Annotated in this window: 11 protein-coding genes and 1 tRNA gene; 7 read left to right on the forward strand and 5 right to left on the reverse strand. The window is 68.9% G+C overall.

Annotated elements, in window-relative coordinates; all coding sequences use genetic code 11:
* Nucleotides 1-55 precede the first annotated feature (55 nt).
* Nucleotides 56-1096 carry a bile acid:sodium symporter family protein gene (locus ABZ845_RS18220; protein ID WP_360980272.1) on the forward strand — a complete coding sequence of 347 codons (1041 nt, stop codon included), beginning with the start codon at nucleotides 56-58 and terminating at the stop codon, nucleotides 1094-1096.
* On the opposite strand, the gene ABZ845_RS18225 is transcribed toward ABZ845_RS18220, so the two are convergent.
* Nucleotides 978-2279, reverse strand: coding sequence for a hypothetical protein (locus ABZ845_RS18225; RefSeq protein ID WP_360980275.1), 1302 nt, complete (start codon nucleotides 2277-2279; stop codon nucleotides 978-980). The genes ABZ845_RS18220 and ABZ845_RS18225 overlap by 119 nt on opposite strands.
* Before the next feature lie 274 nt (nucleotides 2280-2553).
* Between ABZ845_RS18225 and ABZ845_RS18230 the strand changes: the two genes are divergently transcribed.
* Complete coding sequence (locus tag ABZ845_RS18230; protein ID WP_360980278.1) at nucleotides 2554-3081, forward strand: isochorismatase family protein; 528 nt, start codon at nucleotides 2554-2556, stop codon at nucleotides 3079-3081.
* A 34-nt stretch (nucleotides 3082-3115) separates the two neighbouring features.
* Here ABZ845_RS18230 and fdhD read toward each other — a convergent pair whose 3' ends face one another.
* Nucleotides 3116-3964 (reverse strand): formate dehydrogenase accessory sulfurtransferase FdhD, encoded by an 849-nt coding sequence (gene fdhD / locus ABZ845_RS18235; protein ID WP_360980281.1) that lies wholly within the window; start codon nucleotides 3962-3964, stop codon nucleotides 3116-3118.
* 278 nt (nucleotides 3965-4242) lie between these two features.
* Between fdhD and ABZ845_RS18240 the strand changes: the two genes are divergently transcribed.
* The 3 genes from ABZ845_RS18240 (at nucleotide 4243) to ABZ845_RS18250 (ending at nucleotide 6227) form a co-directional block, all read left to right on the forward strand.
* Complete coding sequence (locus ABZ845_RS18240) at nucleotides 4243-5190, forward strand: beta-ketoacyl-ACP synthase III (protein WP_360980283.1); 948 nt, start codon at nucleotides 4243-4245, stop codon at nucleotides 5188-5190.
* Nucleotides 5191-5331: 141 nt separating this feature from the next.
* Nucleotides 5332-6000, forward strand: a complete 669-nt coding sequence (locus ABZ845_RS18245) for a GntR family transcriptional regulator (RefSeq protein WP_360980286.1) — start codon at nucleotides 5332-5334, stop codon at nucleotides 5998-6000.
* Nucleotides 6001-6142: 142 nt separating this feature from the next.
* A tRNA-Leu gene (locus tag ABZ845_RS18250) sits at nucleotides 6143-6227 on the forward strand.
* Nucleotides 6228-6472: 245 nt separating this feature from the next.
* On the opposite strand, the gene ABZ845_RS18255 is transcribed toward ABZ845_RS18250, so the two are convergent.
* Together ABZ845_RS18255 and ABZ845_RS18260 are read right to left on the reverse strand one after the other, a co-directional pair.
* Nucleotides 6473-8275 carry a hypothetical protein gene (locus ABZ845_RS18255; RefSeq protein ID WP_360980289.1) on the reverse strand — a complete coding sequence of 601 codons (1803 nt, stop codon included), beginning with the start codon at nucleotides 8273-8275 and terminating at the stop codon, nucleotides 6473-6475.
* A gap of 95 nt (nucleotides 8276-8370) precedes the next feature.
* Nucleotides 8371-9372 (reverse strand): hypothetical protein, encoded by a 1002-nt coding sequence (locus tag ABZ845_RS18260; protein WP_360980292.1) that lies wholly within the window; start codon nucleotides 9370-9372, stop codon nucleotides 8371-8373.
* 21 nt (nucleotides 9373-9393) lie between these two features.
* Between ABZ845_RS18260 and ABZ845_RS18265 the strand changes: the two genes are divergently transcribed.
* Entirely contained in the window at nucleotides 9394-9714 is a 321-nt protein-coding gene (locus ABZ845_RS18265) for a helix-turn-helix transcriptional regulator (RefSeq protein WP_360980295.1), read from the forward strand.
* A 211-nt stretch (nucleotides 9715-9925) separates the two neighbouring features.
* Here the strand turns inward: ABZ845_RS18265 and ABZ845_RS18270 are convergent, their stop codons facing one another.
* Entirely contained in the window at nucleotides 9926-10447 is a 522-nt protein-coding gene (locus ABZ845_RS18270; protein ID WP_360980298.1) for a hypothetical protein, read from the reverse strand.
* A 278-nt stretch (nucleotides 10448-10725) separates the two neighbouring features.
* Between ABZ845_RS18270 and ABZ845_RS18275 the strand changes: the two genes are divergently transcribed.
* Complete coding sequence (locus ABZ845_RS18275; protein ID WP_360980301.1) at nucleotides 10726-11493, forward strand: IclR family transcriptional regulator; 768 nt, start codon at nucleotides 10726-10728, stop codon at nucleotides 11491-11493.
* Nucleotides 11494-12494: the final 1001 nt, after the last annotated feature.

Genomic DNA, 12494 nt, shown 5'->3' on the forward strand with positions numbered 1-12494 from the left:
CCCCCGGGAACACGATGGAGAGGCACGAAGACGTACAGCGAAGTAGTGGAGCACTGTGAAACGCCTGCACTGGCCGCGATGGATGCCCATCGACCCGTACATCCTCCTGCTGCTGGGGACCGTAGGGGTCGCGGCCCTGTTCCCGGCGCGGGGCACGGCCGCCGATGTGGCGTCGGGCGCCTCCACGGCCGCGATCGCAATCCTCTTCTTCCTGTACGGCGTCCGGCTCTCGACGCATGAGGCACTGGCGGGGCTCAAGCACTGGCGGCTCCACACCACCGTCCTGGCCTGCACGTTCATGATCTTCCCGCTCCTGGGGCTCGCCGCGCGGGGCCTGGTGCCGGTGCTGCTGACGCACAACCTCTACACGGGCCTGCTCTTCCTCACGCTCGTCCCCTCGACCATCCAGTCGTCCATAGCCTTCACCTCGATCGCGCGCGGCAACGTGCCCGCCGCGATCTGCGCGGGTTCCTTCTCCTCCCTCGCCGGGATCGTCATCACCCCGCTGCTCGCGGCGGCGCTGCTCGGCAGCAGCGGCGGGGGGTTCTCCGCCGACTCCATCGTCAAGATCGTGCTGCAGTTGCTGGTGCCGTTCCTCGCGGGACAGGTACTGCGCCGCTGGATCGGGGGATTCATCACGCGCCACAAGAAGGTGCTCGGGCTGGTCGACCGCGGCTCGATCCTGCTGGTCGTCTACACCGCCTTCAGCGAGGGCATGGTCCAGGGCATCTGGCATCAGGTGAGCCCGCTCAGGCTGGGCGGTCTGCTGGCCGTCGAGGCGGCGTTGCTCGCCGTGATGCTCGCCCTCACCTGGTACGGCGGCCGGGCCCTTGGCTTCGGCCGGGAGGACCGGATCGCGATCCAGTTCGCCGGGTCGAAGAAGTCCCTCGCCTCCGGACTTCCCATGGCGAGCGTCCTGTTCGGAACGCATGCCTCACTGGCCGTGCTCCCGCTGATGCTCTTCCATCAGATGCAGCTCATGGTCTGCGCGGTGATCGCCAAACGCCGCTCGCACGACGCGCTGCAGCAGGCTCCCGGCCCCGGGACAGCCGCAGCGTCACAAAGCGCGGCCGGTACAGCGCCACATTCCGGCTGAGGGCTTCCTGCGCCGAGGCCCCCGCGGCCGTCAGCCAGTTGACGTCGTAGCTCAGCACCAGGCCGCCGCCACCGCCCAGTTCCGGGTGCGCCTGCGGGTTGTACGCGGCCACCTCGCCCCCCGGCAGCGGCGCGACGAGGCCGGGTGCCGGACCGTGCCAGGGACCGTTGGGCGCGCACGCCCAGTAAGAGGTGAGCGTGGTCAGCCCCCGGGTCCCGGCCGCCATGGTGAACAGGACGTACGTACCCTCGTCGCGGACCACGGTGAACGCGCTGCCGACACCGGTGTGCCGGCCGTCGCCCAGCACGGCGCGGGTTCCGGGCCGCGAGGTCCAGGCCGAGCCGTCCCAGTACCGCCAGTCCGAGGGACGGTCGAGCCGGCCGTCCGGCACCCGGGCCACATAGGCCCCTGCGGCGGGACGTCCGGCGGCCCGGCCGTCGTCGCCCCCGAACACATACGTCCAGCCGCCCTCCGGCACCATGGACGTGCCGAACAGCACGCGCCGGGAGGGGTCCGGGACCCGCTGCTGGTCGAGGACCCGCACGACGCTCTCGACCCGCAGGCCGGGCAGGGAGAGCGTCGCCACCTCCGTCGCGGTGGGAACGCCGTAGATCCAGGGGTACGGGCCCGTCGCACGGTTCCACAGCAGCACCCGGACCACCTGCTGGGTCGAGCCGGGGGAGCGGGGTTCGACGCGGGCCGCCACCGGCCAGCGCCACCGCCCGGGCCCCGGGTCGGGGAACAGCGGTGCGGGCAGCGTGCCCACAAGGGAACCCGAAGGGGACATCACCACACCCGAGTTGCGCACCAGGGGGGTCGAGACGTCCCGCCAGGCGTACGGTTCGCCGAACGGGTTGGGCGGGCCGTGCACCCGGCCGAGATAGGTGTCCGAGAACAGCCACAGCACCCGCCCGTCCGGCAGCCGCACCGAGTGCGTGCCGTCGCCTCCGGTCCAGTCGTCGGTTCGCGCGGGGTCGTCGCCGTACCGCGCGAACTCTGAGTCCAGACCGCTGTCGGCGCCCCAGGACCGTACGGTGCGCGCCGTGCAGGTGCCTCCGTCCTGCAGGCCGTGGCGCGGCAGGACGGTGACCAGCACGGCCGCACAGACCAGAGCCAGGGCCAGCCCGAGCCTGGCTCCGGCCCGCCGTCGTGTGTGGACGCGTGCGTGTGCGTCGCCGGGCACACCCGGGACGTTAGTGGCTGCCGCTCACCCGGTCCATGGGCAGTCACGGGACGGTGCCGTCTGGCGGCACACAGCAACCCATGCCGAGCGCGGTGAGCTCGCTGCCGCTCAACGCCCCTCCGCAGAGCGGGACTTCGCCTCTCCGGAACGGTGACACGGTCAACCTCCCCCGTAGGGCCGCTCATCGCCCCGCCGGTGGCCGAACGCGACGGGTTCACGGAAGTGTTGATCCGGATTTCCGGTACGGACGGCCCACTGGGGATAACGTTCCGTCATGGACGCACCCCACGCGCTCGATGCCGCGCGCACCGCCCTTGTGCTCGTCGATCTGATGGAGCGCATCGTCGCCCTGCCCCTGGAGCCCCGCAAGGGCACCGAAGTCCTCACCACGGCCGAGGAACTGGCGGGAACGTTCCGATCGGCCGGCGCTCTCGTCGTACTCGTCCGAGTCGAGCGCGCGGGAGTCGCCGAGCAGCCGCCCGGCAGCGGGCTGGTGCCCGGCCTGCTGAGGGACGGCGATGTGGAAGTGGTGAAGCGGACCATCGGCGGCTTCCAGGGCACGGATCTGGACCGCCGTCTGCGCGAACACGGCATCACCACCCTGGTGTTCGGCGGTATCGCCACCAACCTGGGTGTCGAGTCCACCGCCCGCGCCGCCGCAGACCTGGGCTACGACCTCGTCTTCGTCGAGGACGCCATGGCGGCGTTCACCGCGGCGGAGCACGACGCGTCGGTGAGGCTGGACTTCCCCCGGCTGGGGTCGGTCGTGACCGCGTCCCGGATGCGTCTGACATCCGGCTGAAGCCCAGCACCGGCGCCGGTCCCCCCGGGGTCGGTCAGCCCTGGGCGGTCGCGGCCCGCAGCGCGATGCGCTCCTCACCCGCGTACACGTTCATCGAGCTGCCCCGCAGGAACCCCACCAGCGTCAGACCGGTCTCCGCGGCCAGGTCCACGGCCAACGACGACGGCGCCGAGACCGCGGCCAGCAGCGGGATGCCCGCCATCACCGCCTTCTGCGCCAGCTCGAAGGAGGCCCGGCCCGAGACCAGCAGCAGGGCCCGGGAAAGCGGGAGGGCACCGCTCTGGACCGCGCGTCCGACCAGCTTGTCGACCGCGTTGTGCCGCCCCACGTCCTCGCGGATGTCCAGCAGCTCGCCGTCCTCGGTGAACAGGGCCGCCGCGTGCAGTCCTCCGGTCCGGTCGAAGACCCGCTGGGCCGCCCGCAGCCGGTCGGGCAGGCTCGCGAGCAGCTCGGGGCTCACCCGCACGGGGGGAGTGTCGCCGATGGGCCAGCGTGCGGTCGTACGGACCGCGTCCAGGCTGGCCTTGCCGCACAGTCCGCACGACGACGTGGTGTAGACGTTGCGCTCCAGCGTGATGTCGGGCATCGCCACGCCCGGCGCGGTCCGCACGTCCACCACGTTGTACGTGTTCGACCCGTCCGCCGTGGCGCCCGCGCAGTACACGATGTTCTGCAGGTCGTCGGGCCCGGCCAGCACACCCTCGCTGACCAGGAATCCGGCGGCGAGCGCGAAGTCGTCGCCCGGTGTGCGCATGGTGATCGCCAGTGGTTTGCCGTTGAGCCTGATCTCCAGCGGCTCCTCGGCGACGAGCGTGTCCGGCCGGGTGGAGACCGCCCCGTCCCGGACACGGATCACCTTGCGTCGTTCCGTGACTCGTCCCATGTTCCGATCAGCCCCGCCTCGACGGTCCTATTGTCCTGATCTCATTGTCCTGCACGTACGTGATCGCCCCGCACGCGCGGGAACACACGCGACAGCCCACTCTGCCGCCCCCACCCCGTAGTCGAACAATGGTACGGGAGGTGTTCGGGCGTCCGAAGGTCTGCGGGAAGCCGACAATGCGGGCGCCCCATTCCTGTCGCTTCACCTGCCGTGCTACCCGCGAGTCACTGTTCAGACTGGTGGATCACGCTCCGCACCGTACCGAGGGGGACCCACTCATGAACGGCTCGCGCATCGCCGCCGTCGGCCACTATCAGCCCGCCAAGGTACTCACCAACGAGGACCTGGCGGGCATGGTCGACACCAGCGACGAGTGGATCCTCTCCCGGGTGGGCATCCGCACACGCCATATCGCGGGACCGGACGAACCCGTGGACGAGCTGGCCGCGCACGCCGCCGCCAAGGCGCTGGCCGCGGCGGGCCTCGCGCCGGAGGACATCGACCTCGTCGTGGTCGCCACCTCCACGGCCGTCGACCGCTCCCCGAACACCGCCGCCCGCGTCGCCGCCCGGCTCGGCATCCCGTCACCGGCGGCGATGGACGTCAACGTCGTCTGCGCCGGCTTCACCCACGCGCTCGCCACCGCCGACCACGCCGTGCGCGCGGGCGCGGCCACACGCGCCCTGGTCATCGGCGCGGACAAGATGTCCGAGGTCACGGACTGGAGTGACCGTACGACGTGCGTGCTGGTGGGTGACGGCGCCGGGGCAGCGGTCGTCGAGGCGTGCCCGCCCGGCGAGGACCCCGGGATCGGGCCCGTCCTGTGGGGCTCGGTGCCCGAGATGGGCCACGCGGTGCGCATCGAGGGCACCCCTCCGCGCTTCGCCCAGGAAGGACAGAGCGTGTACCGGTGGGCGACCACCCAGCTGCCGCCCATCGCACGGCAGGTCTGCGAGCGGGCCGGAACCGCGCCGGAGGACCTCGCGGCCGTCGTCCTGCACCAGGCGAACCTGCGCATCATCGAGCCGCTCGCCGAGAAACTGGGCGCCGTGAACGCGGTCGTCGCCCGCGATGTCGCGGAGTCCGGGAACACCTCGGCCGCGAGCATCCCGCTCGCGTGGTCGAAGCTGGTGGAGCGCGGGGAGATCTCCGGCGGCGACCGGGTGCTCCTGTTCGGCTTCGGCGGGAACCTGTCGTACGCCGGCCAGGTCGTGCGCTGCCCGTAGCCGCCCCCGGAAGTCCGCGGGCGTCTCCGGCGAAAGCCAGTGAACGTCAGCAGAGGAAAAAGACGTCTACAGGGGAGAGCGATCCACACGGGATTCCCGGCTGCCGTGCCGGCGCCGCTCTGAAGGGGGAGGGGAAGCGCGATGTCCTCGACCGGCCTGCCACCGGAAGCGGTGCCCGGCCTCGAACGCCCCGGCCCGCTGCGCGAACGGGTCTACGAGGCGCTGCTCGACCTGATCACCACGCGCACCCTCCCGCCCGGACACCATCTCGTGGAAAGCGAACTCGCCGCACGCCTCGGCGTCTCCCGGCAGCCGGTGCGCGAGGCACTGCAGCGGCTGAAATGGGAGGGGTGGGTCGACCTGCGGCCCGCCCAGGGAGCGTTCGTGCGCATGCCGACGGACGAGGACGCCGACCAGCTCCTCGCCGTGCGGACCCTGCTCGAATCCGAGGCCGCCCGGCTCGCCGCTGCGAACGCGGACAGCGCGGGGGCGGCGGCTCTGCGAGAACTCTGCACCGAGGGTGAGCGGGCCGCGGCGGTCGGCGACCAGGAGGGGTCGATCTCCCTGAGCGCCCGCTTCCACGCGAAGGTGAGGGACCTGGCGGGCAACGCGGTCCTCGCGGCCCTGGCCGCGCAGGTGGACCGCCGGGCGCGCTGGTACAGCGCGCCGGCCGCCGGGAAGCGGTCCTGGGCGGAGCACCGCGACCTGGCGGCGGCGATCGCGGACCGCGACGAGCAGCACGCCACTCTGCTCATGCACGACCACACCGAGCACACGCGCCGGTCGTACCACGCGCGAGCGGAACCGTGAAGCGATCCGCGCGACCGACGGGACGCGCAGGCGGACGAGCACCTGGCCACCGGGCGGAAACGCAGGTGAAAGGCACTCCGAAAGCTTGGTATTGTTGTCCTGTCGCCGCGGGGAAGATCCCCGGCCGGGCGACACACACCTAGTCCGGGTGGCGGAATGGCAGACGCGCTAGCTTGAGGTGCTAGTGCCCTTTATCGGGCGTGGGGGTTCAAGTCCCCCCTCGGACACAACCAGGGACGTTCACGAGATCGTCCCGAAGCGTTCACGAATTGCCGGTCGAGTCATGTGACTCACCGGTATTTCGTCGTTTCTGGGGCCTTGAGCGTCGTGATCGGCTCGATGAGGGGGTGAGGCGGTGGCAGTCCGGGTACTGCGCCTCTCACCTGCGGAAACAGGACATGCCTGCGTGACGGCTGGTAGCCGTGGCGCAGGCATGTGGGGTTTTCAGGGGGCGGAGCGCGGTGGAGGTGTGTCACTCGCGTGGCGGAGGCTCGGCCTGCTCGGTCGGAAGCGGTCGCGCCTGGGGCGGGTCGGAGGGCTCACCGGGTTGGGTTGCGGCGTTCTGCGTGCTGGCTTTGCGGGGCTGGACGCCCTGGTCGCGGAGGAACCGTCGGATGGCTCTGAGGTTCGCCACGAAGATGATGACGGCATTGAGCAGGGTCTGTGCGACGCGTCCGTGCGGCAGGCGGAGCTGGGGATTGTCGATGCTGTCGAGGGCGGACTTCTTGAGGTTGCCGTTGCCGCCCTCGTTCTGACTGCGCAGTCCGGACCATGCTTCCTGCCACAGAGGGGTGAACAGGGGGTATTTCTGCCGCCACTTGGCCAACACGGTGCCCGGGACGGTGATGCTCTTCCCTGTGCAGATGTCGGGGTAGACGGGGGTGTCCCGCTTGGGCCTGGGGATGGTGGGCAGGGCTGGCGGGGTACGGACAGTGGGGGCGTCGAGGTCGACGACGGTGGACGGGCGTGGCTGGGGCCGGCGGTAGCAGGTGACCGTGGCGTGGGACCCGAGGGCGGGGCACTGTCGACGCTGGTCCCCTGCGGGCCCGTACTCCTTGATCTTGGTCTGGTAGTCCTTCCGGGACTGGATCAGGTTGAGTGCGTGGGCGCGGTCCTCGTCCGTGCGGCTGTCGATGTATGTGGCGCCCGCAGTGATGAGCGGGGTGGGCATCAGCGGGCAGTAGAACTCGCCGCCGACCAGCTGCATGCCGCGGAACTCTCCCTGCCGGTCGACCTTGTCGTCGTTGTAGTGCTTCACCGCGTTGAGGCCGAGTTTGAGCAGCTGCAGATGCAGGTTGTGAGGCTTGGCCTGGGTGATGCCCCGGTCGGCGCAGAACAGGTCTTTGACCAGGCCTCGTTCGAAGGCCGGTTGGATCGCGCGCAGGGCGGCCGGGCCGGGCTCGGTGCCCGGGGTGTGAAGGATCATGCCGAGGCAGACCGCCGGGTAGGCGCCGGCGAGGTCGCCATGGCCATGGCCCGGGAACGCGGCCATCATGGCGTAGCGGAACTCTCTCTTCTCCGGCGCTTTGGCCTTCTCCTCCTGTGCCGACTTGGTCTTGCGAGTCGCTGGCTTGTTTGTCGTGCCGCGCCGGGTGCCAGTGTTCGTGGAGGCCGCAGCTTTGCCGCTGGGCCCCGACTTCTTCTGCGTTCCTCCCTTCACGTACATCCCGGCGGTGATCTCAAGCGAGGCCCGGTCCTGGTGGTAGTCCGGCTCTTTGCCCCAGACTTGAACCGGTGTGTCATCGACCGCGATGTGGCCAGGCCACCGAGCGAAGTCGCCGCGCCGGTAGGAAGCCATCACCGGAGCGAGAACCAGATCCTGGGCGATGGCCTCCAGATTGCGCACGGTGTCCTGATTGGCGCGGGCATTCCACTTCCGTCGGATCTTCTTGGCCTCGCTGAGCGACAGCCGCTTGCGGCGGTCGTGTGGTGCCGGGTCGAGGCGCCGGGTCATCGAGGCCCAGGACCGGTAGACGCGCTTCGACGTCGCGGACTGGTGGTGCGCGACGCGGTCGATCTCTTCTCGGGTTGCACCCTCGGGGATGTGCAGGTCGACGTTGGGGACGTCAAGGAGGGCTTTGGACCCTGGAGACAGGGCGAAGAAGAGCGTCTCCCATGCGTCGTTGATGTTCGCGCTCTTGCCCATGTACTGCGACAGGATCAGACCGATCAGCACTGTGCGGAACGGGAAGCCCTTCGGACCTGGCCGGTGCTCGTTGGAGGGAAGGCGTTCCAGTACTCCGCTGTGGCGCACGAGGTCGAAGACCTGCCTCACAACGCGGTCGCTGAGGGTACGGCCGGGGGCCTGCGGTGCAGGGCGTAGAGCGAGGCCGGTACGTCGGCAGGGTTTGTCCTCTGGGTTCTTCCTGCTCATGCCGCCCCCCGCAACAGATCGGATGCCTCCGCTTCGGGCACGTCGTGGAGGAAGACGAGGTAGCGCGAGAGGCTGTGCAGGGTCCCGAGTCCCGACGCTTTGAGGATCACCTTCAGCGGAATACCTGCATTCAGCAGTTCGACGAGCCAGGTCGTACGCAGCCGCTGGGTCTGCAGCACTGCACCATCACAACGGCCGATGATCCGCGGGTACCTGGCCAGCCAGTCCGATGCGATGTGCTTGCTGGTGCGGTCTTGCCAGTCCGGCCGGAAGGCGTACGCGTCTGCCGGGACGTGGGCGGCTTCCGCCAGCAGCAGTTCCTCGTAGGCGTACCGGCATACGACAGTACGCGGACGGCGCCCGTGCACCTTGACCAGTGCCCGGCCGGTGGGGCCCGCGAGGATATCCCGCCCTTGAACGTACACAAGATCCTCAACGGCGAGCCCGCAGCCGACGGCGAGACAGAACAGAAGGCAGGCGTTGCGCCGCTGGGCGGGGGTGGGCAGGCTCTGCGCCCAGATCAGCCAGTAGGCGATTTCCGCCGGCGGGTAGGGGGCCACTGGGGCGGCGGTGGCCTTCAGCCGGATCGGCGGATGCTGTCCGAGTTGGTCCAGCAGGAGTGCTTCGGAGGCCCGGCGCAGCTGGCTGCTGCAGGTTCGGCGGCTGTTGGCGGCCATGTCGCGGCAGCCGACGAGGATGAACCGTTCGACGGTGCTCTGGTCAAGGATCACCGAGGGTTCGAGCGGGAGGCCCTGGGCCTCGACCCAGGCGACCAGCCGTGTGAGCGGCGTCATGATCACGTCTGGGCCGTAGGGTCCCGCGGCGACGGCCATGAATCCCAGCGAGCGGACGACCGGCGCGATGCGGCGCCACTGGGCGGGCGGCACCGTCTCCGCCTTCGGTACGTAGGCCAGCAGGCGATTCGACACAGCGACCTCCAGGCACAAGGCCCATGACAGGTGGCCGGTTAACCGGCCACTGGTGTCAGTGTCGATCACGATCTGAAGGAACGCATCTTTATGACCGGAGGCCGAGCGCGCACGACGCCGCCATGGAGCTACGCCGTCGATCCGGAGAAGTGGCCGGATGCCAGGATCACCGGGGAGCCCGCCGCGGCGGTGGTCCAGACGATTGCCCGCCGCCTCGCCGCCGCCCTGCGTGAGAGGCCGGAGCTCTCGCTGCGTGCACTGGCCGCCCATAGCAACGTCGGCAGACAGACCATCGGCGATCTGCTGGCGGGCGCCACCTGGCCGGATGTCCTGACGGTCTGCCGACTGGAGCGTGCCCTGGGCCTGGCGCTCTGGCCCGGATCGAATGCGACCCAATGTGCTCATGACTGATCCCCAATTGCCTATTTGAGGTCAGTCGTGCACGCTCAAGCGCGGAATGGCGCAGACGCCCTATAGCGCCACCGGTGGGAGCGCTAAAGTGAGCGTGCGCGACGGACCAGAACCGTGGTAGGAGAAGGGTCTGTTCGCGTGTCTGGGCGGCCTCCCTCGACCGTTAATCGAGGGAGGCTGGCTTTTTGGGTTGGGGGCGTTCTCGGATGGATCAAGCAGCCTGGGATGAAAGCACGGCCCGGAACATTCCCGGTGCTACGTTTTCCACCTCACCAAGTTGCTTCATGCGGTTGAGGGTTTTTCCTACGGATGAGCGGACCGTCGCGTCCGCTCCCGGGCGCACCGCCGCCGCGATATCGGTGATGGACATTGCCTCTTGAGCGGCGCACAGGAGTGTGAGGATCGCATCGCGCATGCTTCCGTTACGCGGTGGCCCCAGGGCCCGAGTGCCAATGCCCGGGCGCGCGTCTTCGGACGAAGGATCCTCGTCGGCGACAGAAACTTCAGACAGACCCTCCCGGGAAGGCTGGGCGGTTGCCGCGTCCTCGCCAGCGTCCGGCCGCTCTTCGCGGACATCGGTGGATTCGACGCGCTGGCACATCATCGCGTACACAGCTTCCAACGTGGCCAACTCGCCTCGCAGTGAAGTGATCAGTTCCTCCACGGCATGCCGGGCCAGGCCGATGTAGACACCCTTGTCTGACGCAGGTGCGCTTGTCCGGTATCCCGCCATAGCGAACTCCTAAGGAAGGCCGCTGCCAGTGTAGGGACGGCACACTGTGGCACGCACGCAGTTCCTTTGAGGCGCTATCAAACGGTCAGCAGTGCGCTCAAGCACGGCAAGTCTGGTCGGGTTTATCGCAGGACTCGACCCGTCTTGGCGCAGAGTTGGCTCGCCGGGTTCGTGCGATGCCGCTCCGGAACTTTGAGACGTGCCACCACAGAATCCTGACGTGTGGATTCTGTCGAAGCTCCCGGTCTCCGGGAACGTTTGGGGGTTACGGTTCCTTCATGGTGGATGGCAAGCATCTGTCGGCGACAGAGGCCTTGGCGTCGGTGACGAAGGCCCTGGATGTTCTAGTCCTGGCGTATGACCGGGGGGAGATCGGTGTTACCGAAACCGCCCGGGAGCTCGGTATCTCACGTTCCACCGCACACCGCATCCTGGTCACCCTGCAGCGCACGGGTTTCCTGCGTCACGATCCTGGCCAGCACGGATACTCAGCGGGGCCGCAGCTCGTACGTATGGGCCTGGCCGCGATCGTCCAGCTGGACGTCCGACGACAGGCGCGCAGACCCTTGGAGGAGCTCTCCGAGAAGCTGCAGGAGACGGTGTGCCTGTACTCCCTGGATGCGGCCGTCGTCCGACTACTCGACGGAGTCGAGTGTCGGCATGTCCTGCGCGTAAGCGTTCCGCTCGGACAGGAGCTCCCCGCCCACGTCACAGCGGCGGGCAAGGCCCTGCTCGCACTGCGCGATCCGGCAGATGTCCGCGCGGCACTCCCGGCCGCGCTCCCTGCCACGGCGGCGGGAAGCATCACTGAGTGGCCGCTACTTGAGGTGGAGTTGGAGGAAGTCAGAGTCCGGGGATGGGCGGCAGACCTCGAGGAAAGTGCACACGACCTGCACGGCGTAGGCGTGGCCATCCGGAACCGCATCGGGGAACCGCTCGCCGCGATCTCCGTGTACGCACCCGCCGTACGTCTGCGTGAACAGGACATGCCAGCGGTTGCCACGGCCCTGCAGGAGACCGCCACCACGATCGCCAGGGCAGAGTGACAGCGGGTGCGTGGCCGAGGTGCCGGGACTCAAGGCCCCAACGTGATCCGCCCGTCCGGGATCCACCCCTCCAGGTATCCCGTCAACAGCACATCCACATCTGGCAGATCGCACAGTGTGCACAATTCCTGCCACTGCTCAGGCCCCGCCCAGCGTGTCGCTCCCCTCCAGAGCAGATGCTCCGGCGGAGCACCAGCCGCAGCGAGACGAAAGATGAACACGTGTGCCTCTCGACGGCTTCGGCCTACGGGCACAGGCACCTGAGCCCAGCGGCATCCTTCAACAGTGCCCCCGCGCACCGGCATCGCGCCGCCCGCATCGCGGAGTACGCGCACTGCCGCCTCACGGTACGGCTCTGCGGCTCGGACGGATCCTGAAGGGAGCACCCATCGGGGAACAGCTCCAGGCAGGTCGTCTGCCACCAGGGCAAGCCGCCCGTCCGAGCTCAGCAACGCGACGAACACCACCCGCCGCATCCTGGGAGGCGGCACGGCAAGGCGCCCCGAACTTTCGGCAGCGTCCAGGAAAACATGCACGGTCCGATCCTGACATGCGGCCGCTTAACCGGCCACCCATGACCTGGATCGACACGAGCTTCATCTCGGTGCTACATGCGGCGAACCTGATCCGCGTCTGGGTAGCAGCAAGCCACACGGATGCAGCAGCCCCCGCTGCCTGGGAATCGTGCAGCTGACCACTCCGGTGATGTCGCTGATCACCGAGCTAAGCCTCACGGCGGCATCCTCCAATTTCTTCTCCAGGCACTGGGCCTGCTGTCCTGCCGCACACACGATTTCGATGCGGTGTCTCACGTACAGAGACGAACGAAGCCTCACTATCCCGGAGAGGTCTGCTCGGGCGAGCAACGTCGGCTTGGATCGGTTTTGTGTCCCGGAATGCCGTTAACCTCGATCGTTCATGAGTCCCTGTCAGCTTGCTGACGGGGATTCTGTGTCTGTGTGGTGGGGTCATTTCGGGGCTGGGCAGGTTGAGGGCCCGGC

It is taken from the genome of Streptomyces sp. NPDC047022, from assembly GCF_040644155.1.
Lineage (GTDB): Bacteria > Actinomycetota > Actinomycetes > Streptomycetales > Streptomycetaceae > Streptomyces.